The sequence below is a fragment of the Microlunatus sp. M237 genome (genome assembly GCF_056896895.1).
In genome coordinates, this window is record NZ_JBXHBL010000001.1 from 555,073 (window position 1) to 581,930 (window position 26,858).

General features: G+C 68.6%; 26 protein-coding genes. 13 read left to right on the plus strand and 13 right to left on the minus strand.

Annotated elements, in window-relative coordinates:
- Positions 1-39: 39 nt before the first annotated feature.
- Together AC1XX3_RS02570 and AC1XX3_RS02575 are read right to left on the minus strand one after the other, a co-directional pair.
- The gene (locus tag AC1XX3_RS02570) at positions 40-1,419 is read right to left on the minus strand and encodes a hemolysin family protein (RefSeq protein WP_483319508.1); all 1,380 of its coding nucleotides are present in this window, start codon (positions 1,417-1,419) and stop codon (positions 40-42) included.
- Positions 1,416-1,580, minus strand: coding sequence for a hypothetical protein (locus AC1XX3_RS02575; protein ID WP_483319509.1), 165 nt, complete (start codon positions 1,578-1,580; stop codon positions 1,416-1,418). Before AC1XX3_RS02575 ends, AC1XX3_RS02570 begins: the two co-directional genes overlap by 4 nt.
- Positions 1,581-1,731: 151 nt before the next feature.
- Here AC1XX3_RS02575 and AC1XX3_RS02580 point away from each other — a divergent pair, with 151 nt between their 5' ends.
- A complete protein-coding gene (locus tag AC1XX3_RS02580; RefSeq protein WP_483319510.1) occupies positions 1,732-3,345 on the plus strand; it encodes a UDP-glucose dehydrogenase family protein in 1,614 nt (537 codons plus the stop codon).
- A 110-nt stretch (positions 3,346-3,455) separates the two neighbouring features.
- Here the strand turns inward: AC1XX3_RS02580 and AC1XX3_RS02585 are convergent, their stop codons facing one another.
- Together AC1XX3_RS02585 and AC1XX3_RS02590 are read right to left on the minus strand one after the other, a co-directional pair.
- Positions 3,456-4,673, minus strand: a complete 1,218-nt coding sequence (locus tag AC1XX3_RS02585; RefSeq protein WP_483319511.1) for an NADP-dependent isocitrate dehydrogenase — start codon at positions 4,671-4,673, stop codon at positions 3,456-3,458.
- A gap of 129 nt (positions 4,674-4,802) precedes the next feature.
- Complete coding sequence (locus tag AC1XX3_RS02590; RefSeq protein WP_483319512.1) at positions 4,803-5,417, minus strand: hypothetical protein; 615 nt, start codon at positions 5,415-5,417, stop codon at positions 4,803-4,805.
- Positions 5,418-5,582: 165 nt separating this feature from the next.
- Here AC1XX3_RS02590 and AC1XX3_RS02595 point away from each other — a divergent pair, with 165 nt between their 5' ends.
- The 11 genes from AC1XX3_RS02595 to AC1XX3_RS02645 all read left to right on the plus strand — a co-directional run bounded on the left by AC1XX3_RS02595 (position 5,583) and on the right by AC1XX3_RS02645 (position 16,513).
- Positions 5,583-6,680: an ABC transporter permease gene (locus AC1XX3_RS02595; RefSeq protein ID WP_483319513.1), complete on the plus strand. Its 1,098-nt coding sequence runs from the start codon at positions 5,583-5,585 to the stop codon at positions 6,678-6,680.
- 1 nt (position 6,681) lies between these two features.
- Positions 6,682-7,569 (plus strand): ABC transporter permease, encoded by an 888-nt coding sequence (locus tag AC1XX3_RS02600; protein WP_483319514.1) that lies wholly within the window; start codon positions 6,682-6,684, stop codon positions 7,567-7,569.
- A 73-nt stretch (positions 7,570-7,642) separates the two neighbouring features.
- The gene (locus AC1XX3_RS02605) at positions 7,643-8,716 is read left to right on the plus strand and encodes an ABC transporter ATP-binding protein (protein WP_483319515.1); all 1,074 of its coding nucleotides are present in this window, start codon (positions 7,643-7,645) and stop codon (positions 8,714-8,716) included.
- Positions 8,709-9,773, plus strand: coding sequence for an ABC transporter ATP-binding protein (locus AC1XX3_RS02610; RefSeq protein ID WP_483319516.1), 1,065 nt, complete (start codon positions 8,709-8,711; stop codon positions 9,771-9,773). Before AC1XX3_RS02605 ends, AC1XX3_RS02610 begins: the two co-directional genes overlap by 8 nt.
- Positions 9,774-9,781: 8 nt before the next feature.
- Positions 9,782-9,976, plus strand: a complete 195-nt coding sequence (locus tag AC1XX3_RS02615; RefSeq protein WP_483319517.1) for a hypothetical protein — start codon at positions 9,782-9,784, stop codon at positions 9,974-9,976.
- Complete coding sequence (locus tag AC1XX3_RS02620) at positions 9,973-11,805, plus strand: ABC transporter substrate-binding protein (RefSeq protein WP_483319518.1); 1,833 nt, start codon at positions 9,973-9,975, stop codon at positions 11,803-11,805. Before AC1XX3_RS02615 ends, AC1XX3_RS02620 begins: the two co-directional genes overlap by 4 nt.
- Before the next feature lie 217 nt (positions 11,806-12,022).
- Positions 12,023-13,033 (plus strand): malate dehydrogenase, encoded by a 1,011-nt coding sequence (locus tag AC1XX3_RS02625; protein WP_483319519.1) that lies wholly within the window; start codon positions 12,023-12,025, stop codon positions 13,031-13,033.
- A gap of 71 nt (positions 13,034-13,104) precedes the next feature.
- Positions 13,105-13,965, plus strand: a complete 861-nt coding sequence (locus AC1XX3_RS02630; protein WP_483319520.1) for a DUF4190 domain-containing protein — start codon at positions 13,105-13,107, stop codon at positions 13,963-13,965.
- A gap of 41 nt (positions 13,966-14,006) precedes the next feature.
- Positions 14,007-15,470, plus strand: coding sequence for a S10 family peptidase (locus tag AC1XX3_RS02635; RefSeq protein ID WP_483319521.1), 1,464 nt, complete (start codon positions 14,007-14,009; stop codon positions 15,468-15,470).
- A 168-nt stretch (positions 15,471-15,638) separates the two neighbouring features.
- The gene (locus tag AC1XX3_RS02640; protein WP_483319522.1) at positions 15,639-15,944 is read left to right on the plus strand and encodes a DUF4190 domain-containing protein; all 306 of its coding nucleotides are present in this window, start codon (positions 15,639-15,641) and stop codon (positions 15,942-15,944) included.
- Positions 15,945-16,024: 80 nt separating this feature from the next.
- The gene (locus tag AC1XX3_RS02645) at positions 16,025-16,513 is read left to right on the plus strand and encodes a hypothetical protein (RefSeq protein ID WP_483319523.1); all 489 of its coding nucleotides are present in this window, start codon (positions 16,025-16,027) and stop codon (positions 16,511-16,513) included.
- Positions 16,514-16,620: 107 nt separating this feature from the next.
- Here AC1XX3_RS02645 and AC1XX3_RS02650 read toward each other — a convergent pair whose 3' ends face one another.
- The 5 genes from AC1XX3_RS02650 to AC1XX3_RS02670 form a co-directional block, all read right to left on the minus strand.
- Positions 16,621-16,914 (minus strand): DUF3017 domain-containing protein, encoded by a 294-nt coding sequence (locus tag AC1XX3_RS02650; RefSeq protein ID WP_483319524.1) that lies wholly within the window; start codon positions 16,912-16,914, stop codon positions 16,621-16,623.
- Positions 16,915-16,916: 2 nt separating this feature from the next.
- Entirely contained in the window at positions 16,917-17,789 is an 873-nt protein-coding gene (locus AC1XX3_RS02655; RefSeq protein WP_483319525.1) for a bifunctional methylenetetrahydrofolate dehydrogenase/methenyltetrahydrofolate cyclohydrolase, read from the minus strand.
- Positions 17,790-17,837: 48 nt separating this feature from the next.
- A complete protein-coding gene (purH, locus tag AC1XX3_RS02660) occupies positions 17,838-19,439 on the minus strand; it encodes a bifunctional phosphoribosylaminoimidazolecarboxamide formyltransferase/IMP cyclohydrolase (protein WP_483319526.1) in 1,602 nt (533 codons plus the stop codon).
- The gene (gene purN, locus AC1XX3_RS02665; protein ID WP_483319527.1) at positions 19,436-20,107 is read right to left on the minus strand and encodes a phosphoribosylglycinamide formyltransferase; all 672 of its coding nucleotides are present in this window, start codon (positions 20,105-20,107) and stop codon (positions 19,436-19,438) included. Before purN ends, purH begins: the two co-directional genes overlap by 4 nt.
- A 94-nt stretch (positions 20,108-20,201) precedes the next feature.
- Positions 20,202-21,455: a cell division protein PerM gene (locus AC1XX3_RS02670; RefSeq protein WP_483319528.1), complete on the minus strand. Its 1,254-nt coding sequence runs from the start codon at positions 21,453-21,455 to the stop codon at positions 20,202-20,204.
- Between the two features lie 130 nt (positions 21,456-21,585).
- Between AC1XX3_RS02670 and AC1XX3_RS02675 the strand changes: the two genes are divergently transcribed.
- The gene (locus tag AC1XX3_RS02675; RefSeq protein ID WP_483319529.1) at positions 21,586-23,448 is read left to right on the plus strand and encodes a hypothetical protein; all 1,863 of its coding nucleotides are present in this window, start codon (positions 21,586-21,588) and stop codon (positions 23,446-23,448) included.
- A 53-nt stretch (positions 23,449-23,501) separates the two neighbouring features.
- On the opposite strand, the gene AC1XX3_RS02680 is transcribed toward AC1XX3_RS02675, so the two are convergent.
- The 4 genes from AC1XX3_RS02680 to icmB form a co-directional block, all read right to left on the minus strand.
- On the minus strand, positions 23,502-24,038 hold the full coding sequence (locus AC1XX3_RS02680) for an NUDIX domain-containing protein (RefSeq protein WP_483319530.1): 537 nt from the start codon (positions 24,036-24,038) through the stop codon (positions 23,502-23,504).
- A 93-nt stretch (positions 24,039-24,131) separates the two neighbouring features.
- Entirely contained in the window at positions 24,132-25,037 is a 906-nt protein-coding gene (gene sucD / locus AC1XX3_RS02685; RefSeq protein WP_483319531.1) for a succinate--CoA ligase subunit alpha, read from the minus strand.
- A gap of 12 nt (positions 25,038-25,049) precedes the next feature.
- On the minus strand, positions 25,050-26,228 hold the full coding sequence (sucC, locus tag AC1XX3_RS02690) for an ADP-forming succinate--CoA ligase subunit beta (protein WP_483319532.1): 1,179 nt from the start codon (positions 26,226-26,228) through the stop codon (positions 25,050-25,052).
- A 183-nt stretch (positions 26,229-26,411) separates the two neighbouring features.
- Entirely contained in the window at positions 26,412-26,843 is a 432-nt protein-coding gene (gene icmB / locus AC1XX3_RS02695) for a coenzyme B12-dependent isobutyryl CoA mutase small subunit (RefSeq protein ID WP_483319533.1), read from the minus strand.
- Positions 26,844-26,858: the final 15 nt, after the last annotated feature.

Consider the following 26,858-nt stretch of genomic DNA (forward strand, 5'->3'; position numbering starts at 1 on the left):
GCGCGCGCCGATCGGACGGCAACCCTGCTCGCGGCCGCCTCACTCGGGGGCGGGGCGCCCGGGGCGCACCGTCGGATCGTTCTCCGGCGGCATCGCGTCGGCAGCCGCCCGCACCGCGCGGACGACGAACAGGGCCGCCCGTCGTCCGTCCAACTCGGTCACCGTCAGGGCCAACCGGGAGAACCTGTCCTCCTCCCCGTCGCCGACATGGCGCAGCTCGGCCTCCACGGTGTCGTTGACCTGCGGCAGCCGACCCAACTGGGCCATCACGTATCCGGCCAATGTGTCGTACGGACCCTCGGGCAGCTCGTACCCGGTCTTCTCCGCGAACTCATCCAGGGTCGACAGGCCGTCCACCGCCAGCTCACCGCGGAGGTTGACCCGCTCCTCGGTCACCACGTCGTACTCGTCGGTGATGTCGCCGACGAGCTCCTCGACCAGGTCCTCCATCGTCACCACGCCGGCGGTGCCGCCGTACTCGTCGAGGACGATGGCCATGTGCGACGAATCGCGGCGCATCTCGGTCAGCGCGCGGAGCACCCGGACCGTGTCCGGCAACGACATGACCGGACGGGCCACCTCGCGGACCGGAGTCGAACGGGTGCTGACCTCGGGGTCGAGGAGATCGCGGACGTGGACGAAGCCGATGATGTCGTCGGCGGACTCCCCCATCACGGGATAGCGCGAGTGCGGCGCCTGCAACAGCTCGCGCACCGCCTTGTACGCCGGCATGTTGCCCGGCAGGAAGTCGACCTCGGTCCGGGGGACCATCACCTCGCGGAGGCTGCGCTCGCCGGCGGCGAACACGTCGTCCACGATCTGGCGCTCCTCGTCACCGAGCGTGGTGGATCCGCTGACCAGGGCCCGGATCTCCTCATCGCTCACCTCCTCGCGGGCAGCTCCCGGGTCACCGCCGAGCAGCTTGACCACCACGTTGGTGGAGACCCCGAGCAGCCAGATGACCGGTCGGGCCAGGGTGGCGATGAAGTCCACCAGGGGTGCCAGGGCGAGGGCGAAGGCTTCGGAGCGCTGCAGCGCGAGACGCTTGGCGGTCAGCTCGCCGATCACGATCGAGGCGTACGAGATCAAGGCGGTGATCAGCACCAGGGCGACGGTGGCGGCGACGCCCGCGCTCAAGCCGAGCCGCTGCAGCACCGGGGCGAGCTCGTTGGCGAGGGTGGCGCCACCGAAGGCGGCGGACAGGAAGCCGGACAAGGTGACGCCGACCTGGACCGCCGAGAGGAACCGGTTGGGGTTGGACGTCAGCCGGGCGACGGTGTGGCCGCGCTTGCCCCGGTGACTCAGCTGCTTGATCTGGCTGTCGCGGAGCGACACCAGGGCCATCTCCGCCGCGGCGAAGACGCCGCCGACGCTGATGAAGAGCAGGATCAGAACGGCGTTGAGGACTGTCTGGTTCATGCGTTGGCCCTCGAGGAGTCGAGCAGCACGGGTACGGCAGGCGTCGACTGGGCGGACGGGACTCCGAAGGAGTCCGACGGTCTATGGGCGTCGGAGTCGTCGGACTCGACCTCGGCGGCGCCCCAGTCGGCGTCGACCTGGTCGATCAGGTGCAGGTTCACCCGTCCAGGGTAGTGAATCGCACTCGCAGTCGCGAACATCATCGCGAGGCCGGCGCTCGGACAAACCCGTTGCCGCCCTCCGACCACGCCAGCTTGGATAACGGCTACGACCAGCGAAGCGGCCCGCGGCTTTCCGGCCTGCGTAGCCGAGTTGGTCGACGCGGTCTCCGGGGTGCGGCTGCGGCCGTTCCGCGCCGACGCCGTGGGCCGGCTCACCGCGGCCTGCTGCGACGCCCAGACCCAGCACTGGCTGGCCTCGCTGCCCCGCCCGTACACCGTCGATGACGCCGCCGCCTACGTCGAGTCGACCGGGGACTGGGAGCCCACCCGTCTGGTCGACTCCCTGCTGATCCGCTGCGCCGCCGAGAACACCGTCTCCCGCCAGGTGGCCGAGGCCGCAGGGTCGAGGCGGCGCCCCGGGGGGCGGCGCGTGGCAGACTTGCCGCCCGTGACCTTGCGTATCAGTGTGATCGGCACCAACTACTGCGGAGCGACCCATGCCGCGGGAATGGCCGAGCTCGGCCACCGGGTGGTGGGCGTGGATATCGACCAGACGAAGATCGACACGCTGAACTCGGGCCGGTCGCACATCTTCGAGACCGGGCTGGAGCCGCTGCTGGCCACGCACACCGCCAGCGGGCGACTACGGTTCACCGCCGACTACACCGAGATCGCCGACTGGGCCGACGTGCACTTCCTGGCACTGGGCACCCCGTCGCGGCCGGACGGCGGCGCCGACCTCTCCCAGCTCGAATCAGCGGTGGACACCCTGGCGCCGCTGCTGACCAAGCCCACCTTGGTGGTCGGAAAGTCGACGGTTCCGGTCGGCACCGCGATGCAGCTGCAGGAACGACTCCGCGCGGCCTCCCCGGCCGGGGACGGCATCGAGGTGGCCTGGAACCCCGAGTTCCTGCGGGAGGGCTTCGCCGTCGACGACACGCTGCACCCCGACCGCCTGGTCTTCGGCATCCAGTCGGACCACGCGCTGGAGCTGCTGCGGCAGGTCTACGCCATCCCGCTGAGCGAGGCGACCCCGGTGGTGGAGAGCGACCTGGCCACCGCGGAGCTGATCAAGTCGGCGGCCAACGCCTTCCTGTCCACCAAGATCAGCTTCATCAACGCCATGAGCCAGATGTGCCAGGCTGCGGGCGGCGACGTCAGCCTGCTGGCCGACGCGCTCGGCTATGACAAGCGGATCGGGCGCGACTTCCTCAACGCGGGTCTCGGGTTCGGCGGCGGGTGCCTGCCCAAGGACATCCGGTCGCTAGCCGTGCGGGCCGACGAGCTCGGGGTGCCGGTCCTCAGCGACTTCATCACCAGTGTCGAGGCCATCAACACCGGCCAGCGGCTGGAGGTGGCCGACCTCGCCGTCCATCAGGCCGGCGGCGACGTCCGCGGCAAGCGGATCGCCGTGCTCGGCGCGGCCTTCAAGCCCGGCACCGACGACACCCGCAACTCCCCCGCGCTCACCGTGGCCGACCACCTGCACGCCCGTGGTGCCGACGTACGCATCTACGACCCGCAGGCGAAGCTGGTCCCCCGCGAGGGGTTCACCCAGGTGGCGAGCGTCGACCAGGCGGTGCTCGGTGCTGAGGTGGTGCTGCACCTGACCGAGTGGCCCGAGTTCCGCTCCCTCGACCCCGCGCACCTGGCCACCCTGGTGAACCAGCGCACCATCATCGACGGCCGGCTGAAGCTGCACCCGCCGACCTGGCAGCAGGCGGGCTGGAAAGTGGTCCAGATCGGGCGCGCCGCCACCCTTTGAGCAGACCCACCCCCAGTGCGCAGCACAGATCCGAAAAGGCGAGCAGCACGGATCCGGAACGACGAAGCCCCGCCCCCCATCGGGGAGCGGGGCTTTGGTTCGTCGCGAGATCAGGCGAGCTTGGCCGCCAGGTTCTCGTCCAGCGCGGCGAGGAACTCCTCAGTGGTGAGGTGTCCCTGGTCCGGGCCGACGAGCATCGCCAGGTCCTTGGTCATCTTGCCCGACTCGACAGTCTCGACACAGACCTGCTCGAGGGCCTCGGCGAAGCCGGTGACCTCGGGGGTGTTGTCCAGCTTGCCGCGGTGCTTCAGGCCACCGGTCCACGCGAAGATCGACGCGATCGGGTTGGTGGAGGTCGGCTTGCCCTGCTGATGCTGGCGGTAGTGCCGGGTGACGGTGCCGTGCGCGGCCTCCGCCTCGACGGTCTTGCCGTCCGGGGTCATCAGGACCGAGGTCATCAGGCCGAGCGAGCCGAAGCCCTGCGCCACGGTGTCGGACTGGACGTCGCCGTCGTAGTTCTTGCAGGCCCAGACGTAGCCGCCCTCCCACTTCATGGCAGCAGCGACCATGTCGTCGATCAGCCGGTGCTCGTAGGTGAGACCCGCGGCCTCGAAGTCGGCCTTGAACTCGGACTCGAAGATCTCGGCGAAGATGTCCTTGAAGGAGCCGTCGTACGCCTTGAGGATGGTGTTCTTGGTCGACAGATACACCGGGTAGTTGCGCTGCAGGCCGTAGGAGAACGAGGCCCGGGCGAAGTCCGCGATCGACTTGTTGAAGTTGTACATGCCCATCGCCACGCCGCCGTCGGCGCCATAGTTGGCCACCACGTGCTGGATCGGCTCGGAGCCGTCCTCCGGGGTGAAGGTGATGGTGAGCTCACCGGCACCGGGCACCTTGAAGTTGGTCGCCTTGTACTGGTCGCCGTGGGCGTGCCGGCCGATGATGATCGGCTTGGTCCAGCCCGGCACCAGCCGCGGGATGTTGGAGATGATGATCGGCTCGCGGAAGACGACGCCACCGAGGATGTTGCGGATGGTGCCGTTCGGGGAGACCCACATCTTCTTCAGGCCGAACTCCTCCACCCGCGCCTCGTCCGGGGTGATGGTGGCGCACTTGACGCCGACGCCGTGCTTCTTGATGGCGTTGGCCGCGTCGATGGTGACCTGGTCGTCGGTCGCGTCGCGGTACTCGATGCCGAGGTCGTAGTACTCGAGGTCGACGTCCAGGTAGGGGTGGATCAGGCGGTCCTTGATGAACTGCCAGATGATCCGGGTCATCTCGTCGCCGTCGAGTTCGACGACCGTACCTTCTACCTTGATTTTCGCCATGAGCGACCTTCCGGGGTGGGATCAGTGGAGATTATGTTGACATCAAGATATCCAATGCCCCCAGATTCGGCCACCGGGGTCGGCCAGGCGGTGTCCGCGCCGCCTGCAGGCGGCGCCCGTCGCCCTCACTCAGGAGTCGGCAGCCACCTCCACCACCAGGTCAACCCGCTGCTGCGGTCGCTGCTCGCGCTGATACGCCTGTTCACTCGGGATCCAGTCGGTCAGCCAGCGCATCCGAAGCGCCGCCGGGTCACGGGCGACGATCCGTTCCCAGCGGAGCCGGGCCGGCGCCTCGACCCACACGGTGAGCGCCCAGGGCACCGGAAGGCGGATATCTGTGCAGGACACGCCCTCGACCACCACCACGCCGCCAGGCGGCACGCTGACCCAGTCGCCGCCGGTGTCCGCGGCGAAGCCCCACCGCTGGTAGCGCCCGACCCGGCCCTGGCTCAACGGGGTAAGGAGCTGCTCGGCGAAGCGGTCGCGGTCCCAGCCGCGCAGGCCAGGGCGGGCGAACTCGTCGACGCTGACCAAGGTCGCACCCAGCCGGGCCGCGACGGCGGTGGCCAACGTGGTCTTGCCCGCCGCACCGAGGCCGTCGATACCGACCCACCGCGTCGCCTCGCGCTCGTGTACGTCGGCGGCCGTCAGGCGTGAGAGGATCACCGTCTCCGCCCTGGCCCAGGGCACCCGCTCCGGACGAAGAGGTCTGTTGCCGCCGCCGGTCGACTCGTCGCCCGCCACGTGACCTCCTCAATGTTGCGGTGAGGTTTCAAGTAAATAATGATTGAGCACGATCGGGTTGAACCCCTAGCGAACATTAACGTGCACGCATAGAGTCACCTCAGCAAACTCGGGGTTCCCCCGGCGTGCCCCCGTACGACGAGTCCTACGACACGCAGGAGCAGCATGGCCATAGCTACAACAGCAGGGACGGAGGCGTCTGCCGCCGCCCGCAAGACCAGTTCATCCAGCGGCGTGCTACGCGCAGTCGGGCGTAGTTACGTCCTGCGACGCATCCTGCGCGCCCTCTTCGTCATCTACATCGTCGCCACCGGCGTGTTCTTCCTGGTGCGACTGCTACCCGGCAATCCCGTCGACGTCTACATCAACTCCCAGATCGCGATGTACGGCAAGACCTATGAGACCGCAGCTTCCGAGGCTGCGGCGCTGTTCAGCTTCGACCCCGGCACCCCGCTGTGGCAGCAGTACATCGACTACATGATCGGCGTCGTCAAGGGTGACTTCGGCATGTCGATCCTCTCGCCCGGCACCACGGTGCTCGAGAAGATCGCCCTCCACCTTCCCTGGACCCTGTTCAGCGTTGGTGTGGCCATGATTATCTCGGTGTCCGTCGGTCTGATCCTGGGCATGCTGATGGCATACCGTCGCGGCGGATTCCTCGACCACGCCATCTCCACGGTCGGCAGCGCGTTCCACGCCATCCCGAACTACCTGCTCGCCATCATGATCGTCGTGATCGGTGCGGTGCAGCTGAACGTGATCGACTTCACCCAGATGCGTGGGCACAGTTCGCCCGGGGTCAAACCGGAGTTCAGCTTCGCGTTCCTGTCTGACAGCCTCTATCACGCCACCTTGCCGATCATGACCTACGTCCTCACCACAGTGGGCACCTGGGCTCTAGTGATGAAGTCGTCGACCACCCAGACCCTGGGCGAGGACTTCGTCACCGTGGCGCGGGCGCGAGGGCTGTCCGACAACCGGATCCGCCTTCAGTACGTCGGCCGCAACGCAGTGCTGCCGTTGGTGGCGCAGATCGCCACCCAGGCAGGCTTCGTGGTCGGCGGCGCGATCTTCGTGGAGAAGACCTTCGCCTACGACGGCATCGGCATCACCTTGTTCGAGTCCATCAGTGCCCGCGACTATCCCGTCATCCAGGGGATCCTGCTGGTCATCACCATCACCGTCGTCCTCGCCAACCTGGCCGCCGACCTGATCTACAGCGTGCTCGACCCCCGTATCCGTACCGGCGAGCAGGAGGCCTGATATGTCTGCACCTACCGCGACCATCGCGATCCCGCGCGGCAACGCCGTCCAGGGCTTCTTCCGCGAGCTGGCCCGAAGCAAGAGCGGCTTCGCCGGCTTCATCCTGCTCTTCCTGATCGTCGGCATGTCGGCGATCGGCCCGCTGGTCGTCAGTTCCGAGAACCCCACCGATGTGAATGCCATCTGGGGCGGCCCGACCCCGAGCCACTGGCTGGGCACCGACGGCAGCGGCAAGGACGTGCTCAAGCAGATCGTCCTGGGCGGGCGGACCGTCGTGTTCGTCGGCTTCGCCGCCGCGGCCATCACCACGGTGATCGCCGTCGTCATCGGCGCCCTGGCTGCCTACTTCCGCGGTCGCTTCGACGCGATCATGCTTCAGATCACCGACGTGGTGATGACCATCCCGCAGATCGTCCTGCTCGCCGTCATGGGCGCCTTCTTCCGGCTCGACTCGCCGGTAGCCCTGGCGATCCTCATCGGCGCCCTGTCCTGGCCGGTCCTGATGCGCTCGATCCGAGCGCAGGTGCTGTCGCTGAAGGAGCGGGAGTTCGTCGAGGCGGCCCGGCTGCTGGATCTCGGCACCGCCCGGGTGGTGTTCGCCGAGATCGTGCCCAACATGGCGTCGTACATCCTGATCAACTTCATCATCGCGGTCACCAACGCGATCTACGCCCTGGTCGGTCTCTATCTGCTCGGTCTCGCCCCGCTGGCCGGCGCGAACTGGGGCATCATGATCAACGACGCATGGATCAAGGGGGCCATGTTCCAGCAGAGCTCGCTGCTCTACATCCTCGCGCCGGTCACGATGATCGTGCTGCTGCAGCTCAGCCTCATCATGCTGACCCGCTCCCTGGAGGAGATCCTCAATCCTCGGTTGCGTGACCGGTGATGTCTGAGCGATCCCGAGCCGTCTCTTCCTCGACGACCATCTCCTGTCCCGCATTCCTGAACGGAGAACGACTGTGACTCCCACCCCCGCACCCGGCGGGAACGAGGCGCCGATCCTCTCGGTCCGCGATCTCGTGATCTCCTACCGCACCGGCAAGGGTCAGAGCGTCGACGCGATCCGTGGCGTCGACTTCGACCTCTACCCGAACCAGTCACTGGCCCTGGTCGGTGAGTCCGGCTGTGGCAAGACCACCCTGGGTCTCGGCCTGCTCCGACTGCTGCCCCGAATGGGCGGCATCCCGGCCGGCTCGATCACCTACCGTGGCCGCGACGGCTCCGAGCAGGACGTGCTCAAGCTGGAGCGCGGTCAGCTGCGCCGCTGGCGGTGGCGCGAGGCTGCGATGGTCTTCCAGGGCGCCATGAACTCCTTCAACCCGGTCCTGCGCGTCATCGACCAGATGAGCGACACCATCCGTGCTCACCCGGAGAAGGGCGGCAAGACCGCCACCAAGGCCGAGATCTGGGAACGCAGTGCCGACCTGATGCGATCGGTCCGGCTGGAGCCGAAGCAGGTGCTGCCGGCCTATCCGCACGAGCTCTCCGGCGGCATGCGGCAGCGCGTTCTGATCGCCATGAGCCTGCTGCTCGACCCGCGCCTGCTGGTCCTGGACGAGCCGACCACCGCGCTCGACATCTTGACCCAGCGGGCCATCGTCGACGTACTGCTGGAGCTCCGCGCCGAGCGGCAGTTCGCGATGATCTTCATCTCCCACGACCTCGGCGTCGCCGCCGAGCTCGCCGACCGGGTTGCCACCATGTATGCCGGGAAGATCATCGAGACCGGCACCGCGCGCGACACCTTCTACGCCCCGCGGCACCCGTACACCTCGGGTCTGATCAACGCCGTCCCGCCGGTGGTCGGTGACCTGCCGGAGCTGGCCTCGATCCCGGGCTCACCGCCCGGCCTCAACGCCCTGCCCTCGGGCTGTGCGTTCCATCCCCGCTGCACCTACGCGGTCGAGGAGTGCGAGCGCACCGATCCTCCGCTGCTGAGCATTACCGAACGCCCCACTGGCAACAGCCACGCCGCGGCCTGTCTGCGGTGGTCCGACGTCGTCCACGAACGAAAGGTGGTGGCCCGTGCCTGAGAGCACCCCGCTGATCCGGCTGAAGAACGCCCAGCAGACTTTTGCCTCCAAGAAGGGCGACATCCCCGCCGTCGACGATGTCAACATCTCCGTCGGCCCCGGCGAGGTGCTCTGCCTCGTCGGTGAGTCCGGCTGCGGCAAGACGACCAGCGCACGGATGGCCGCCGGCCTGTCCAAGCCCACCGGCGGCACCGTCGAGTTCGAGGGCAACGACATCTGGCAGCTGAACAAGCAGGACTTCACCTCCTTCCGCAAGTCGGTGCAGTTCGTCCACCAGGACCCGTACGCCTCACTGAACCCGATCCGGGACGTCTACACGACGTTGTCCACCCCACTGCTCAAGCACAAGGTGGCGAAGAACCGGGCCGACGCCTACGAGCGGGCCACGGAACTGCTGCGCCGGGTTGACCTGACGCCGCCGGAGAACTATCTGTCGAAGTTCCCGCACCAGCTGTCGGGCGGTCAGCGGCAGCGGGTGGCGGTGGCCCGGGCGCTGACGCTGGACCCCAAGCTGATCATCGCCGACGAGTCCACCTCGATGCTCGACGTCTCCATCCGGGTCGGCATGCTGAACATGCTGGGCAAGCTGCGCGACGAGCTCAATGTCGGCTTCTTGTTCATCACCCATGACCTGGCCATCGCCAAGTACTTCGGCTGGTCCGGGAAGATCGCCGTGATGTACCTCGGTCGGATCGTCGAGTTCGGTCCGACCCCGCAGGTGATCAACAACCCGCAGCACCCGTACACCCGGGCGCTGCTGGACGCGGTGCCCGAACCCGATCCCGACCTGGCTCTGACCAAGAAGCCGGGCGGCGGCCTGCGGTCCGCGGAGATCCCGAGCCTGCGGGCGCTGCCGCCGGGCTGCACCTTCCACCCGCGGTGCCCCCGGTTCGAGGAGGGCACCTGCAACACCGACCGCCCCGACCTCTACACCATCGCCCCGGCGCGCTCGGTAGCGTGCCATGTGGTGGCCCGCGAGGTCGGAGGGGTGGCCGAACGACCGCTGGCGGGGTCCTCCCCGACAGCCAACCAGAACGTGGTCGTGGGCGATCACTGATGTTGCCCATGATCCGGGCTCTGCTCGGGCTCGCTGCCTTCTTCGTCGTCGGATCGGCACTTCTGCTGCTCACCGTCGAGCCGGGTACCGCTGAGTTCGTGATGAGCGTGGCCAGCCTCGTCGTCGGACTTGGGCTGGGCGCTATTGCAATACCGCTGATCCGCATGAGCGGACGGCAGAACATTCCTCAGGAGGAGAAGTGACCGAAGAGTTCAACCTGTCCCGTCGGGGGCTGCTGCAGATGGTCGGACTGTCCGCTGTCGGCGTTGCCGGCGCCGGCGGTATCACTGCCTGCGCACCGTCCGCACCTAACGACGGCTCCGGCAGCAGCAGCGGCGGCACCGGGGGCGAGTTCCACGGCGGATGGCCGTACAAGCAGCCACCGGAGGGCAACTTCAACAACGCCGGCGCCCCGTTCGGCGGAGCTCCGTACCGGATCCTCTCCGACAGCCCGTACGGCGACCTCATCACCCTCCCGTCCGGCTTCTACTACTGGGCCGACAAGACGTGGGAGCTGATGCTCGCCGAGTCCTACGAGCTCGACCAGGAGGCGAACACCTTCACCGTGAAGGTCAAGCCGGGCCTGAAGTGGAGCGACGGCAGCGCCCTGACGTCGAAGGACTACGTCACCAGCTTCTGGTGCCAGTGGATTCTGCGTACGTCGTTGTGGAACTACATCTCCAAGATCGACGCACCGGACGAGTCGACCTTCGTACTCACCATGAACCGCCCGTCGACGGTGATCGAGCGCTACATCCTGCGGAGCAACATCGTCGCCACCTCGCTGTACGGCGAATGGGCTGACAAGGCGAAGGCGCTCGCGGAGTCCGGCAAGGACATGGACTCCGACGAGGGCAGCGAACTCAGCAGCGAGTTCCAGCAGTTCCGTCCGGACAAGTACATCGCCTCCGGGCCCTATGACCTGGACTACGGCAGCATCTCCAACACCCAGGTCACCATGGTCAAGAACCCCAACGGCTACGGCGCCGACAAGGTGAAGTTCGACAAGATCGTCGTCTACAACGGCGAGACCCCCGAGGTCACCCCGCTGCTGCAGAGCAAGGACATCGACTACGCGACCCACGGCTTCCCGACCGCGTCGGAGAAGTCGTTCCAGTCCGGCGGCTTCCGTATCCTCCGGCCGCCGGTCTACTCCGGTCCGGCGATCCTGTTCAACCTCGACAAGCTGACCGAGTTCCGTGACTACAAGGTGCGCCGGGCGATCGCTCACGTGATCGACCGCAACGTCAACGGCACCGTGGCCCTGGGTGACTCCGGCAAGGGTGTGGAGTTCATGGCCGGGTTCTCCGACAACCAGCTGGACCAGTGGCTGTCGGCCGAGGACAAGGGCAAGCTCAACAAGTACGAGCACAGCGCGGACAAGGCGTCCGCACTGCTGACCGAAGCCGGCTGGAAGAAGAACGGCGACAGCTGGGTGCTGCCCAACGGCAAGCCTGCCGCCTACGAGATCCAGTTCCCGTCGACGTTCGCCGACTGGTCGGCTGCGGCCGCCAACGCCGCCGAGCAGCTGTCGAGCTTCGGCATCAAGATCACTCCCCGCGGCGTCGACGACAAGCAGGCGCCGATCGACATCGACAAGGGCAACTTCCAGCTCGCCATCCAGAGCTGGGGCAGCTCCAGCCACCCGCACCCCTACTTCTCGTTCATCCAGGACCTGTACACCCACAACATCCCGATCGCGAAGAACCAGGGTGGCAAGGGCATGGGCTTCGAGCTGAAGACCACGTCGCCGACCTTGGGCGAGATCGACCTGGAGGAGATCGTCACGGCCGCCGGCGCCGGCCTCGACGAGGCGGAGCAGAAGGCCAACGTCACCAAGGCTGCCATCGTGTTCAACGAGCTGGTGCCGATGGTGCCGCTGTTCGAGCGCTACGGCAACAACCCCGCCCTCGAAGGTGAGCGGGTGCAGGGCTTCCCGGCCGACGACGACCCGATCCTGAAGAACGCTCCGTACGCGGACAACTTCGTGATCATGAGCATTCTGAGCGGCAAGATGGGCCCCAAGGCCTGATCGCCTAGCGATGCCTAGCGACGCCCGCAGGACGACCCCACCGGGGCCGGCCTGCGGGCGTCTGGCGTTCGTCGCCCGGAAACGTTGCCCCGCCGCAGGCGGCACCTCGACCAGACGCACCCGCTCCGGCGCTGCGAACTCCCACTTGCTAGCGTCAGTCCTAGCAATTCAGCTGGCCTCCCGACCTCGGTGGTGGCCATGACCCAGGGAGATAGCAGTGAGCACAACCTCCGTCAGCGGCAACGCCCCCGTGAAGGTCGCCGTCACCGGCGCCGCCGGACAGATCTGCTACAGCCTGTTGTTCCGGATCGCCAGCGGCGCGCTCTTCGGCGCGAATCAGCCCGTTGAGCTGCGCCTGCTGGAGATCACCCCGGCGCTCAAGGCGCTCGAGGGGGTCGTGATGGAGCTGGACGACTGCGCCTTTCCGCTGCTGAGCACCGTCGAGATCGGTGACGACCCGAACACGGTCTTCGACGGTGTGAACCTGGCCCTGCTGGTCGGTGCCCGGCCGCGGACCAAGGGGATGGAACGGGCCGACCTGCTCGAGGCCAACGGCGCCATCTTCACCGGTCAGGGCAGAGCACTCAATGACCACGCCGCTGACGACGTCCGCGTGCTCGTGACCGGCAACCCGGCCAACACCAACGCCCTGATCGCGATGAACAACGCCCCCGACATTCCCCGCGAGCGGTTCAACGCCCTGACTCGACTCGACCACAACCGAGCCAAGGCACAGCTCGCAGCGAAGACGGGTGCCACGGTGACCGACATCGCGCAGCTCACCATCTGGGGCAACCACTCCGCCACCCAGTACCCCGACATCTTCCACGCCACCGTCCGTGGCGAGAACGCGGCCACTGTGGTCGGCGACCAGACCTGGATCGAGCAGACGTTCCTGCCGACGGTCCAGCAGCGTGGTGCCGCCATCATCGAGGCCCGCGGGGCCAGCTCGGCCGCCAGCGCGGCCAACGCGACGGTGGAACACGCCCGTGACTGGCTGCTCGGCACCCCCGAGGGCGACTGGGTCTCCCAGGCGGTGCCGTCGGACGGCTCGTACGGCGTCCCCGAAGGCCTGATCAGCTCCTTCCCCGTCACCACCAAGGGTGGCGACTACTCGATCGTCCAAGGTCTCGAGATCGACGACTTCTCCCGCGCCAAGATCGACGCGAGCGTCGCGGAGCTTGTCGAGGAGCGCGACGCGGTCACCGCGCTCGGCCTGATCGGCTGACCTCCCCGCAGCACGGGCGGTCCACCACCCCGCTGACGGTGGTGGGCCGCCCGATGCGCGACACTAGAGCCATGACGGAAAACGGTCCGGGCTCGAACAACCCGAACGACAACCAGTCCTGGCAGCCCCGCCCCTGGGAGCCCAAGAACTGGGAGTCCAGCCTCAGCGACAGCAGTCTCGACGACAACAGCGATAAGTGGGGGCCCAGCTCCACCACCGGCGGGGGCACGGCCGGAAGCCAGCCGTCCGCCGGCAGCCAGCCCTCGGCGCCTGACCCCTTCAGCCGCGATGCAGCCACGCCGCCCGGCTCGTCCCCGATCGGGTCGGACCCCGCACCCGGGCAGAGCCCGTATGCGCAGCCCGGCTATGGCCAGGCCGACGGCTTCGGGCAGCCGCCCGCCTCGCAGCCGACCTCCCAGCCCTCGGCTGCGGACCCCGGGGGCGCCGGGTGGCCGTCGTATCCGTCAAGCGACCCGCAGCAGCCCTACGGCGGCCAGCCGGGCTACGGCAACCAGCCCTACCCGCAGCAGGGTTACGGCGATGCGGCGGGCTACCCGAACCCGACCGCCGACTATCCCGCGGCACAGCAGTACGGCGGCGGCGCGGGCTACAGCAACCCCAACCCCTACGACGTGAACCCGTACCAGGCCTCCTACGGGGCGTACTCGCCCTACGGCGTCGTCCCGGTCAGCCACCCGAAGGCCGTCGTCGCCCTGGTCACCGGCATCCTCGGCCTGGCCGTCTGCCCGTTCATCGGCATCGCCGGTCTGGTGCTGGGCGGCAAGGCCCGCAAGGAGATCGATGCGGAGCCGAACCGCTACACCGGCCGCGGCGTGGCCACCGCCGGCTGGATCCTCGGCATTCTCTCCGTCGTGTACACGGTCCTCCTCGTCTTGTTCTTCACCATCGGCATCGCCGGCGGCTGGTCCTGACCGCGACGTGGTGACCCGGGTCGTCGTCGTAGAGTGACCTCATGCCTGAGCCCGACGCCGCCGTCCCCGACGCCGCACCGAAGGTGGCCGAGGCCACCGACGACCTGGTCACCACGTCCCATCAGATCGGAACCGGCCGTACCCGGCTGAAGTACACAGCGACCACCGGACGGGTGGTGCTGCGCGAAGAAGTCATCGAAGACGGCAGCTTCGGGGGCCTGAAGCCCCGAGCCCAGATCTTCTCCACCGCGTACGTACTCGACGATGCCGACCCGGCCACCCGGCCGGTGACGTTCGCGTTCAACGGCGGGCCCGGGTCCTCATCGGTCTGGCTGCACCTGGGTCTGCTTGGACCCCGTCGGGTCACCATGGGTGACGTCGACGGGCTTGCTCCCCCGCCGTACGGGCTGACCGACAACCTCGAGACCCTGCTCGCGGTCTCCGACCTGGTCTTCATCGACCCGGTCACCACGGGCTACTCGCGTGCCAGCGAAGGACACAAGGCCGACGACTTCCACGGCTTCACCCGCGACATCGAGTCGGTCAGCGAGTTCATCCGGTTGTGGACATCGCGCAACGGTCGGTGGCTGTCACCGAAGTTCCTCGCCGGTGAGTCCTACGGCACCACCCGGGCTGCCGCACTCGCCGAGCATCTGGCCACCGGAGCGGGGCTCTACGTCAACGGGTTGATGCTGATCTCGTCGGTGCTGGACATGGGCTCGGTGCACTTCAGCGAGGGCAACGACCTGCCATACAGCCTGTACCTGCCGACCTACGCCGCCGCCGCGCACTTCCACCAGGTGACCACCGGCGATCTGCGGTCGATCATCGCCGACGCCGAAGACTTCGCCGCCCGCGACCTTCCCTGGGCGCTGGCGCGGGGTAACCGATTGCAGGGCAGCGAGCGGGCCGATGTGGTCGCCCGCTATGCCGCGCTGACCGGGCTGAGCCCGGAGTACGTCGACCGCGCCGACCTGCGGGTCGACCTGTTCTCGTTCGCCGCCGAGCTGCTCCGGTCCCGGCAGGTCCTGATCGGTCGGCTGGACATGCGGTTCACCGGCTGGCTCGACCGGGCCAACGACGACCGGATGGACTACGACCCGTCGCATGCAGCCATCACCGGACCGTACTCGGCGGCGCTCAACGCCTACGTCCGCGAGGAGCTGGGCTATCGCACCGATCTGACCTACAACGTGCTCACGCCCAAGGTGCAGCCCTGGTCCTACAAGGAGTTCGAGGGCTCCTCAGTCGAGGTCGCCACCGCCTGCACCAAGGCCATGCGTGCCAACCCGCACCTGCGGGTGCACATCGCCTGCGGCTATTACGACGGCGCCACCCCGCACTTCGCCGCCGAGCACGTCTTCGCCCACCTGCGGCTGCCCGCCGCGGAGCAGGATCGGATCGAGTGGGCCTACTACGAGGCCGGCCACATGATGTATGTCCATGAGCCGAGCCGGCTGCAGCAGTCAGCCGACCTGATCGACTTCGTGCGCCGCTCGGTCTGATGGCGACCTGCGCCGCGTGGTGTGAGGCGGCCTGCGCCGCGTGGTGTGAGGGTGGCGTGCGTCGCACAGGCTGATCACTGGGTGCGAACAGATCTGGGCACGATCCGGCACGATTCATCGGCCCGGCGATAGTGGTGTGCGACCCCGTGATAGGCAAGAATATCGGCCATGAGCAACCCTTACGACCAGAACCCCTATGCCGCCGGCGGCGGCGTCCCCCAACCGCACCCGAAGGGCACCACGGTCCTCGTCCTCGGCATCGTCAGCCTTTTCGTCTGCGGGATCATCCTCGGCCCGATCGCCTTCATCCAGGGCAACAAGGCGCTGAAGGAGATCGACGCCAACCCCGCGGCCTACACCAACCGGCAGAATGTGGTCATCGGCCGCATCCTCGGCATCGTCGCGATCGTGCTGTGGATCATCGGCATCGTGATCAACATCATCGTCGCTGCCGGCACCGCGGGCTCCAACTAGGCAGACAGCCAAGTCCCCCCCTTCCGCCTCAGGATCGGTGACCTCAGGTCTCCGCCCCTGGCCAACCTTCAGGACACACCGTGACCGATCCCAGCTATCCCTCGTCTCAACCGTCGTCCGGCGAGCCGCCGGCACCCGCCCAGGGCCAGCAGCCATACCAGAGCGGTTACGGTGATCCCCAGAACGCCCAAGGTGGCCAGGGCGGCGACCCCTCCTACGGTGCCCAGCAGTACGGGGGCGGCACCCAGCCGTACGGGGCGGCTCAGCCCTACCAGCAGCCCTACCCGGCCGGTTACCCGGCGATGGCGCAGGAGCACCCGCAGGGCACGATCATCCTCGTGCTCGGCATCCTGGGCTTCTTCACCGGCGTCACCGGCATCATCGCCTGGGTGATGGGCAGCAGGGCGATGAAAGAGATCCGAGCCACTGGGGTTCACTACTCCAACGAGCAGAACATCAACATCGGCCGGATCCTGGGCATGATCACCACGATCCTGACCATCATCGGCGTCGTCTTCTTCATCATCTACATCGTTGCCGTCGTCGCGCTGGTGGCCAGCACAAGCTGATCATCCTCGACTGCGTCTCGACGACGAAGGCCGGACCCGTCGGGTCCGGCCTTCGTGGTGTTTCGGGGTCGTGCCCGCCGCGAAGCTGGCGGTGGCGAACGAAACGGCTAGCTGCCGTCGGGAACCGCGATGGCCAGCGCCACGATGGCTGTCCCGGTGACCGCCAGCACAGCGATGTCGAAACCCCGGCTGCGCACCTGGAGCAGGCCGGCGTCGCGGCGCGGCAGCGCCATCCGCTCCACCGCACCCACGCCGAGCGAGCTGCCGATGATCAGGCAGCCGAGTCGCCAGGTGTCAGAGCCGAGCACCGCGACACCGAGACCGCACAGGACGCCCGCGATCACGATCAGCAGCGGCCACTGCCGCAGCGAGCGCGCCGCCGGCGACCCGTCCTTGACCATGATCAGGCCGATGCGAGCTGGCCGGCTGCGAGCTGCTGCTCGGCCCGTTCGACCACGTTGGTGAGCAGCATCGCCCGGGTCATGGGTCCCACGCCGCCGGGTACCGGCGCCACCCAGCTGGCCACGTCACGGACCCCGGGGTGCAGGTCACCGACCAGCCCTGCCTCGGTCCGGGTGATGCCGACGTCGACACAGACGGCACCAGGCTTGATCATGTCCGCCGTGATCAGACCCGGTCGCCCGGCAGCAGCGATCACGATGTCCGCGTCGCGGGTGTGCCGGGCCACGTCGACGGTCCCGGTGTGACACAGCGTCACGGTGGCGTTCTCGGACTTGCGGGTCAGCAGCAGCCCCAGCGGACGACCGACAGTGGTGCCGCGGCCGATGACGCACACCTCAGCCCCGTTCAGCTCCACCTCGAAGCGGCGCAGCAGCTCTACGATCCCCCGCGGGGTGCAGGGCAGCGGTCCTGCCTCGCCCAGCACCAGGCGACCCAGGTTGCTCGGGTGCAGCCCGTCGGCGTCCTTGTCCGGGTCGACCAGGCCGAGCGCCCAGTTGTCGTCCAGACCGTTCGGCAGCGGCAGCTGGACGATGTAGCCGGTGCAGGCGGGGTCGGCATTGAGCTCCTCGATCTTCGCTTGCAGCTCGTCGGCCGTGGTGGTGGCCGGCAGCTCGACCTGCAGCGAGGCGATCCCGACCTGGGCGCAGTCGCGGTGCTTGCCGGCGACGTAGGAGTGGCTGCCGGGGTCATCCCCGACCAGGACCGTACCCAGGCCGGGCGTGACGCCGGCCGCCTTGAGAACGGCCACCCGTTCGGTCAGCTCGTGCTTGATCGCGGCTGCTGTCGCCTTGCCATCCAGGATTCGTGCCGTCATGTCGTCGGGTTCGCCTCTCGGTGCGATAGGTCCAAAAAGATCGAAAGGTCAGTGGAAGAAGTGTCGCGCGCCGGTGAAGTACATCGTCACGCCGGCCCGCTGCGCAGCCGCGATGACCTCTTCGTCGCGGACCGATCCCCCGGGCTGCACGACAGCGGCCACCCCGGCGTCGAAGAGGATCTGTGGGCCGTCGGCGAACGGGAAGAAGGCATCGGAGGCGGCGACCGAACCGGCAGCGCGCTCGCCAGCCCGCTCGACGGCCAGCTTGCAGGAGTCCACCCGGTTGACCTGACCCATGCCGACGCCGACCGAGGCGCCGTCCCGGGCCAGCAGGATCGCGTTGGACTTGACCGACCTGCAGGCCTTCCAGGCGAACTGCAGGTCAGCGAGCCGGGCGGCATCGGCGGGCTCACCGGACACCAGCGTCCAGGTGGCGGCGTCGTCGGCCTCGATGTCGAGCGCGTCCACCGACTGCATCAGCAGACCACCGTCGATCGGGCGCGTCTCCACCCCACCGCGACTGGCCGGCTCGACCACCAGCAACCGGATGTTCTTCTTGGCCGAGAGGATCTCTGCGGCGCCGTCCTCATATCCGGGCGCCAGCACCACCTCGGTGAAGATGGGGGCGATCTGCTCGGCCAGGGCCACACTGACCGGACGGTTCGTGGCGATGACGCCGCCGAAGGCCGACACCGGGTCGCAGGCGTGGGCCTTACGGTGGGCCTCGGCCACGTCAGCCCCGACCGCGATGCCGCACGGGTTGGCGTGCTTGATGATGGCCACGGCCGGCTCGTCGAAGTCAGCAGCGGCCCGGCGGGCTGCGTTGCCGTCGACGTAGTTGTTGTAGGACATCTCCTTGCCGTGCAGCTGCGTGGCGGTGGCGAGCCCACCGGCGCCGTGACCATCGCGGTAGAGGGCGGCGCTCTGGTGGGGGTTCTCGCCGTAGCGCAGCACCGCTGCCTTGTCCCAGGTGGCCCCGACCCACGCAGGGAAGCCGGTGCCGTCACTGGTGTCAGTGAGCACATTGCCCATCCAGCTGGCCACCGCGACGTCGTAGGTCGCTGTGTGCACGAACGCGGTAGCGGCCAGCGCCTGGCGCTGGGCGAGGGTGAACCCGCCGCCGGCCAGTGCCTCGAGGAGCTGGCCGTACTGGCTCGGCGAGGTGACCACGGCCACGTTGGCGTGGTTCTTGGCCGCGCCGCGGACCATCGACGGCCCGCCGATGTCGATCTGCTCGATGCACTCGTCGGGACCGGCCCCCGAGCCGACGGTCTCGGTAAAGGGATAGAGGTTGCTGATCAGCAGCTGGAAGGGGGTCACCTCGAGCTCGGTGAGCTGGTCGCGGTGGCTGTCCAGCCGGACGTCGGCGAGCAGTCCCGCGTGCACCTTGGGGTGCAGGGTCTTGACCCGCCCGTCGAGGCATTCCGGGAACCCGGTGACCTGCTCGATCCCGGTCACCGGCAGTCCCGCCTCGGCGATCCGGGCGGCGGTGGAGCCGGTCGAGACGATCTCCACCCCGGCCTCGACCAGGGCCCGCGCGATGTCGACCAGGTCGGTCTTGTCGTAGACGGAGACCAGGGCCCGCGTGATGGCGCGGCGGTCCTCGCCCGTCGAGACGGCCGAATCGGTGGCTGGTGCGGTGTCGCTCATTCCCAGTGGACCTTTCTGTCGATCACGTGCCAACGACCGTTGGCGAGCTGGCGGGTGGTGGAGAGCAGCAGGTCGCGCTCAACCACCTTGATGCGTTCGTGCAGCGTGTCGACGGTGTCGTCGTCGAGCACCGGTACGGCCGCCTGGGCCAAGATCACGCCCGAGTCCACGCCCTCGTCGACTAAGAACACGCTGGCGCCGGTCACCTTCACCCCGTACGCCAGCGCGTCGCGGGGACCGTGCATGCCGGGGAAGGAGGGCAGCAGCGCCGGGTGGGTGTTGATGGTGCGACCGCCGTAGCGGCGAAGGAAGTGCGACCCGACCAGCTTCATGAAGCCGGCACTGACCACCAGGTCGGGGGCGAACTCGTCCACCTGCGCGGTGAGCTCGGCGTCCCAACGGGCGCGGTCGTCGCCGCGGACGTACGGATGGACGAACGTAGGGATGCCGGCGCGAGCGGCGCGCTCGAGAGCCAGGATGCCGTCTCGGTCGGCGCCCACCGCGACGATTCGGGCACCGAAGGAGGGATCGGCGGTGGCGTCGATCAGAGCCTGCAGCAGGCTGCCGGTGCCGGAGACCAGGACGACGAGGCGGGCCGGTCCATCGTGGCGTCGGGGCGAGTGGGGGGTGCCCGCGACCGACGAGACGTGGTCCACGGGGTTCGACACGACGGTCAGCCTATCCACACGCCGAGGCCGAGTGTGAACCGTGCGGGAGCGCTGCGAGACCGCCCCGCTTCCGCCGCTGCAGCCCCGGCAGTCGCTACTGAGCTGCGCGCCGGCGCCGGAGGAGCCCGAGCGCCAGGCCCGCGACAGCGCCGGACAGTCCCATCGTGGTGGCCGCCATCGCCAACAGCGGCTGCAGCTGCGGGCCGAGACCTGTCAGCCGCAAGGTGCCGAGGTCGCCACTGCTCACCCATCCCAGAACCACGAACAGCAGCCCGGCGAGCACGCCGGCCAGCCCGCCGACCAGACTCGTCTCGTCCGCCCGGGCGGCGGGGCGCGCCCGAGTGATGCACCAGGCAGCAAGTCCGCCGGCGACCACACCGGAGACCAGCCAGAGCAGGGAGATGGTGTCGCCGGGTCCTTCAGCCGGGACGGCACCGAAGATCGGTATCGACGGCAGCAGGCCCAGATCGGTGGCCACCGGGGTGATCACGATGCCCTCCCCGAGGGAGAAGCCCGCGCCGAGCGCGTACGACCCGCTCCAGACCAGGAGGTTCGGGACGAAGGCCAGCTGCGCCGCCACCACGGTGATGCCGCCCGCGACCCCCGGGTCGAGTGCTGCGGTGAGCTGTTCCACCCGCTCCAGTCGCAGCACCAGACCAGTCACCAAGACCCCGGCCCCGGTGACGAGCATGGTGAGCTGGGCAGCGAGTACGGCCCGCGGCAGCGCACGCGACCACAACGGCCATGATGCCGTCGGGTCGACCTCGAGCGCGCGGCAGCTGCCCCAGGCGGTCGCCACCAGCGCCAGGGCGGCGGTGATCACGATCCCGCGCGGCAGGTGGTCAGCTGATCCGGCGATCACGGCCACCGCGACCATGGCCGCCGTATAGACGCCGGCCATCACCCCGACGACCTTCGCCGCTCCCCTGCCGCGGGGACCACGGGTCTGTCGGGCGGCGAAGGCGGCGAACCGGGAGAGCATCACAGCCAGCACCGCCGTCGCGCCCCAGGGCACCAAGGTCAGTGTGGTGGTGCCGAGGGTGGCGCCGGCGCCGTGCGCCAGCAACCAGAGTTCGGTGCCCACCCCGACAGCGCCGGCGAAGCTCCCTGGTTCGGCGGCCAGCCAGCCGAGGACGGCCAGGCCGGTGGTGATGATCCAGCCGAACAGCACCGTTGCGGCAGCGCCCGCAAGCGCCGCGAGCAGCCAGCTCAGCACCGGCGGATCGGCCAGGGCCGGCTTCGGCCCGGCGGTGCGCGCCAGCGGCACGGTCGTCTCCAGCGTGATGTCGCGAGCACGCCGACGGCGGGTGTCGGAGTCAGTGCGACGGGGCGAGAGAAGGGAAGCCATGGCCCTTCCATGCTCACCCAGGCTCCCCGCCAAATCGCCGAGACACGCCAGCAGCGGGTAAAGTTTGGGAATCTGTGCCAGGAGCAACTTGCCCGTCCTGGTGCCGCCAGACATCCGAGGAGTACGCAGCATGGTCGGCAAGGAGCCTGAGGACTATCGGCCCCGGCGCGCCCTACCCTTTGTGGACCCCGAGTCGGACGACGAAGCACGCAAGCCCCTCTACCGCGACGAGGTCGAGCCGGAGCAGTCCCGCCACAGCGCCGAGGAGCCGGCGCAGTCTCGCCACAGCGCCGAGGAGCCGGCGCCGTCTCGCCACAGCGCCGAGGAGCCGGAGCCGTCCACCGGCCCGGAAGCAACGTCCCAGCCGGACCTCTCTGACGAAACGACAGCCGACCGCTCCTCGAGCGACCCCAGGGCGATCGACACCCCGGCGAAGGGCGCCCCCGCGGGCCCAGCTGGGCAGCCCGTGCCGGGGCCGACCGTGGACGGGGAGAGCGCGGTGACGGCGGTCCGGCCGCGCCGTAACGGCTCAACCAGCCTCGGTGCGCGCCGATCCATGCCGGCCGACGACGCCACCACCATCCTGCCGCGGACCGAGCGACGTGGTGGCGCCCTCGGCGGCCACGTCGAAGAGTTCGACGATGAGGCAGACCCGAAGGTGTCTCGAGCCAAATGGGCGATGTTCGTCGGGCTCGCCGCTGCGGTGGCGGTGCTGGGCCTGGTCATCGTCTACGCCGTGACGTCCTTCGGCGACCGGGAGGCTGCCGATCCGCCACCCGCCACCGCGCCCCAGTCCACCAACACCTCGAATGACCCCAGCGCCGCGCCGACCGTCGACCCGGCAGCCATGCTGACGGACGACTCGATGCTCAATCCCGACGACGCCCGGCTGGTCGACGGCAAACGGACCTGGAAGGTCGCCTCGACCCAGAAGGGCCTGGACTCCAGCTCGCCGCAGGCGGCCTGCCTGGGTGGCGAGCCCGTCGAGGGCCAGCCGACCGCCCGGCAGACGGTGCTGCGACTGCTGAGCAGCGACGGCAAGGATGCTCCGGGGGTGTTGCACCAGGCAGACGCGTACGCCACTCCCGAGGAGGCGAACCAGGCCTATGCCCTGGCGGCCAAGGCCATCGGTGGCTGTGAGATGGCCGGCACCTCCATCCAGTTCGGGTACGCCGTCCGCGGTCTCGGCGATGCCGCCCTTGCCGTGGTGCTGAAGGTCGAGGACTCCGAAACCACCGAGTTCCGCACCGTCGTGATCACCCGGACCGGACAGGTCGTCGACGTCGTGGACGTCGCCAAGCCGTCGAAGGCGGTGCCGGCCGAGAGTGTGGCCAAGGCAGCGGCCGGCGCGGTGACCACCCAGTGCAAGAGCTCTGGCGGCGCCTGCGTGGAGTCGCTCAAGGTGACCGCCGGGCCGCCGCCGGTCGGTGGCGACCAGCTCGGCTTCCTCGCCACCGCCGACCTCCCCGCGGTGGGTGAGCCGGTCGGCACCTGGACCGGAACCACCGCAGCCAAGCCCGGGGCCAACCTCGTCGGCAGCGGCTGCGAGAGCGTCGAGTTCGATCGGGCCGGTGCCAAGTCGGCCCTCGGTCGCACCTATCTGCTGCAGGACACCACGCCCTCCCAGCTCTTCGGGCTGGACGAGGTCGTCCTCACCATGGACAGCGCGAAGGACGCGACAGCATTCGTGCAGGCGATGAAGAAAGAGATGACCACCTGCAAGGAGCGCAAGCTCACCGCGACCGTCACCCCGCCGGCGCCGGTCGAGGGCAAGGGTGCGAAGAACGTCGACATCGACGGATGGACGACGACAGTCGTGCAGGCCACCAGCGACACCGCCAGGAGCACCTACCGGGTCGGAGCCGTCGCGGTCGGCGCCAAGGTGGTCTACGTCTATCTGTCCGCCGATGTGGAGAAGAAGCTCGATGTCAGTGAGGGCGAGTTCACCGCGATCGCCCGCCGCGCCGCGGAGCGGGCCAGCCAGGTCAAGTGAGGCCCCGCTGACCGGTGCCGGCGGCGCTGGTCAGCGGGCTCCCAGACGCGCGCTCACCGGACGCGGCCCAGCGCCATCAGGGCGAGCAGCAGTGCACCGAGGGTCTCGCTGTCGATGATCTCCCCCCGCCCGATCATCGAGAGCACCTCGGCGACCGGCACCCGGCGGACGGCGGTGATGCCTTCCGCCTCCTGCTCGGCTCCCGCCACCGGGTGGAGTCCTCGGGCCAGGAAAACCCGGCCCGGGGCGGCGGCCACCCCGTTGAGTGACTCGATCCGCGCCAGCGGCTGCCACGCTCGCGCCGCCAACCCGGTCTCCTCACGCAGCTCCCGCCGGGCCGCCTCCAGCAGATCCTCCCCGTCCGAACCCCCGGCCGGGACCTCCCACGAACGGCTGCCGGTCGGATAGCGGTCGACCTGCACCAGCACGACCTCCTCGTCGTCTGTCACCGGCACCACGAACACTGCCGGGCTGCGGACCTCGACCACGCCGTACGTGCCCGGCGCGCCGTCGGGCCGGCGGACGACGTCTTCACGGACTCGGATCCAGGCGTTCTCATAGACGGTGCGAGACGACTCGGTGGACCACATCTGTTCTCCTCGTGGTGGCGTACCCGGATGGTCGAGAAAACGCACGAACGCCCCGGACCACAAAGGGTCCGGGGCGCTCGGGAGCTCACTCGATCAGGCCGAAAGGCCCTGCATGATCTCGCGCATCAGTTCGGCGGTCTCACTCGGCGTCTTGCCGACCTTGACCCCGGCGGCCTCAAGGGCCTCCTTCTTGGCAGCCGCCGTGCCCGAGGACCCGGAGACGATGGCGCCGGCGTGGCCCATCGTCTTGCCCTCGGGTGCGGTGAAGCCGGCCACATAGCCGACGACCGGCTTGGTCACATTGGCCTTGATGTATTCCGCCGCCCGCTCCTCGGCGTCCCCGCCGATCTCACCGATCATCACGATGGCGTCGGTGTCGGGGTCATCCTGGAACGCCTGCAGCGCGTCGATGTGGGTGGTGCCGATGACGGGGTCGCCGCCGATGCCCACGGCGGACGAGAAGCCGAAGTCCCGCAGCTCATACATCATCTGGTAGGTCAGCGTGCCCGACTTGGACACCAGACCGATCCGGCCGGCCTTGGTGATGTCAGCCGGGATGATGCCGGCGTTGGACTGTCCCGGAGAGATCAGGCCCGGGCAGTTCGGCCCGATCAGGCGGGTGGCGCTGCCCTGCGACAGGGTGTAGAACTCGGCGCTGTCCTTGACCGGGACACCCTCAGTGATGACCACGGCCAGCGGGATCTTGGCCTCGATCGCCTCGATCACCGCACCCTTGGTGAACTTGGCCGGGACGAAGATCACCGTCACATTGGCGCCGGTGGCCTCGATCGCGTCGCCCACCGAGTTGAAGACGGGAACGCTGGTCGACGAGCCGGCCTCGGACCCGGGGAACTCGACGGTCTGGCCGCCCTTGCCGGGGGTGACCCCGCCGACGATCTTGGTGCCCGAGGCGAGCATCCGCGCGGTGTGCTTACGGCCCTCCGAGCCGGTCATGCCCTGGACGATGACCTTGGAGTCCGAATTGAGAAAGATTGCCATGTCAGTACTCCCCTACTTCGCAGCCAGCTCGGCAGCCCGCTTGGCTGCTCCGTCCATCGTGTCGACCTGCTCGAGGCCGGGCAGCCCGGCGTCGTTCAGGATCGAACGCCCCAGCTCGGCGTTGTTGCCGTCCAGCCGGACGACCAGCGGCTTGGTGACTGCCTCGCCGCGGCTCTCCAGCAGGGCGAACGCCTGCACGATGCCGTTGGCCACCGCATCGCAGGCCGTGATGCCGCCGAAGACGTTGACGAAAACGCTCTTGACCTGGGGGTCGCCGAGGATGATCTCGAGGCCGTTGGCCATCACCTCCGCGCTCGCGCCGCCGCCGATGTCGAGGAAGTTGGCGGGCTGGGGCCGTCCCGGGAGCTGCTCACCGGCGTACGCGACGACGTCGAGCGTGCTCATCACCAGACCTGCGCCGTTGCCGATGATGCCGACGGACCCGTCCAGCTTGACGTAGTTCAGGCCCTTCTCCTTCGCCGCGTTCTCCAGCGGGTCGGTGGCGGAGTTGTCGACCAGCGCCTCGTGCTCGGGGTGGCGGAAGTCGGCGTTCTCGTCCAGCGACACCTTGCCGTCGAGGGCGACGATCGACCCGTCGCCGGTCTTCACCAGCGGGTTCACCTCGACGAGCGTGGCGTCCTCACCGGCGTAGACCTTGCCCAGCAGCTGCAGCACGCGGGCGATCTCGGGGCGGTCGGCCTCGTCGAAACCGGCGGCCGCGACGATCTCGTCGGCCTTGGCCTGATCGATACCCACGATCGGATCGACCGGGATGCGCGCCAGTGCCTCGGGCCGCTCGACGGCGAGCTGCTCGATGTCCATGCCGCCCTCTTTCGAGCACATGGCGAGGTAGCTGCGGTTCGCTCGGTCCAGCAACAGGGAGAAGTAGTACTCCTCGGCGATATCGGCGCCCTCAGCGATCATCACCTTCTTGACCACGTGGCCCTTGATGTCGAGCCCGAGGATCTCCTCGGCGCGCTGCGCCGCCTCGTCGGGCGTACGCGCGATCTTGACGCCGCCGGCCTTGCCGCGGCCTCCGGTCTTGACCTGCGCCTTGACCACGACCACCGGGGTGCCGAGTTCGGCCGCAGCCGTCCTGGCCTCGTCCGGGGTTGTGGCGGTGATGCCCTTGAGGACGGGAACGCCGTACTCCTCAAAGGTGTCCCTCGCCTGGTATTCGTACAGATCCACGACGGTTCTTCCTCGCTTTCGTTACGTTCCGGCGGTCGCAGGTACGCGCCCGGCGGGAGGTGCCCGTGGGTGGACGGGCAACGACGAGCCTAGTGGTCGCGGACCGGAACCGGCGTTCGGGGCGTCCAGATCCCGGCCCATCCGGTCGGGCCACCGAAGGCCAGGACTCCCCCGGTGGGCGACTCAGAGCGTCGAAGAACGAGACACGTTGTTGCGCACCCACTCCACGATCGACGCCATCGTCGCTCCCGGGGTGAAGACCTGTGCCACGCCGAGCTCGGCCAGCTCAGTCCGGTCCGCTTCCGGGATGATGCCGCCGCCGAAGACGACGATGTCGTCGGCCCCGGCCTCTCGCAGCAGCTGCACCACCCGGGCGAACAGGGTCATGTGGGCCCCGGACAGCACCGACAGCCCGATCGCGTCGGCATCCTCGGCGATCGCGGTCGCGACGATCTGTTCCGGGCTCTGGTGCAGACCCGTATAGATGACCTCCATGCCGGCGTCGCGCAACGCGCGGGCGACCACCTTGGCCCCTCGGTCGTGCCCGTCCAGACCGGGCTTGGCGACCACGACCCGCAGCGGGGTCGTCGGCTCCGTCGGCTGCTCTGCATCCACATCGGCAGCGTAGCG

Bases quoted from the DNA above. Each gene is read 5' to 3' on its own strand.
- AC1XX3_RS02630 (WP_483319520.1), top strand. From the start codon at position 13,105: ATGACGGAAAACGGTCCGGGCTCGAACAACCCGAACGACAACCAGTCC.
- AC1XX3_RS02680 (WP_483319530.1), bottom strand. From the start codon at position 24,038: ATGTGGTCCACCGAGTCGTCTCGCACCGTCTATGAGAACGCCTGGATC.
- AC1XX3_RS02570 (WP_483319508.1), bottom strand. From the start codon at position 1,419: ATGAACCAGACAGTCCTCAACGCCGTTCTGATCCTGCTCTTCATCAGC.
- AC1XX3_RS02675 (WP_483319529.1), top strand. From the start codon at position 21,586: ATGGTCGGCAAGGAGCCTGAGGACTATCGGCCCCGGCGCGCCCTACCC.
- AC1XX3_RS02585 (WP_483319511.1), bottom strand. From the start codon at position 4,673: ATGGCGAAAATCAAGGTAGAAGGTACGGTCGTCGAACTCGACGGCGAC.
- AC1XX3_RS02615 (WP_483319517.1), top strand. From the start codon at position 9,782: ATGATCCGGGCTCTGCTCGGGCTCGCTGCCTTCTTCGTCGTCGGATCG.
- AC1XX3_RS02650 (WP_483319524.1), bottom strand. From the start codon at position 16,914: ATGGTCAAGGACGGGTCGCCGGCGGCGCGCTCGCTGCGGCAGTGGCCG.
- AC1XX3_RS02600 (WP_483319514.1), top strand. From the start codon at position 6,682: ATGTCTGCACCTACCGCGACCATCGCGATCCCGCGCGGCAACGCCGTC.
- sucD (WP_483319531.1), bottom strand. From the start codon at position 25,037: ATGGCAATCTTTCTCAATTCGGACTCCAAGGTCATCGTCCAGGGCATG.
- purH (WP_483319526.1), bottom strand. From the start codon at position 19,439: ATGAGCGACACCGCACCAGCCACCGATTCGGCCGTCTCGACGGGCGAG.
- AC1XX3_RS02595 (WP_483319513.1), top strand. From the start codon at position 5,583: ATGGCCATAGCTACAACAGCAGGGACGGAGGCGTCTGCCGCCGCCCGC.
- AC1XX3_RS02635 (WP_483319521.1), top strand. From the start codon at position 14,007: ATGCCTGAGCCCGACGCCGCCGTCCCCGACGCCGCACCGAAGGTGGCC.
- AC1XX3_RS02670 (WP_483319528.1), bottom strand. From the start codon at position 21,455: ATGGCTTCCCTTCTCTCGCCCCGTCGCACTGACTCCGACACCCGCCGT.
- AC1XX3_RS02655 (WP_483319525.1), bottom strand. From the start codon at position 17,789: ATGACGGCACGAATCCTGGATGGCAAGGCGACAGCAGCCGCGATCAAG.
- AC1XX3_RS02640 (WP_483319522.1), top strand. From the start codon at position 15,639: ATGAGCAACCCTTACGACCAGAACCCCTATGCCGCCGGCGGCGGCGTC.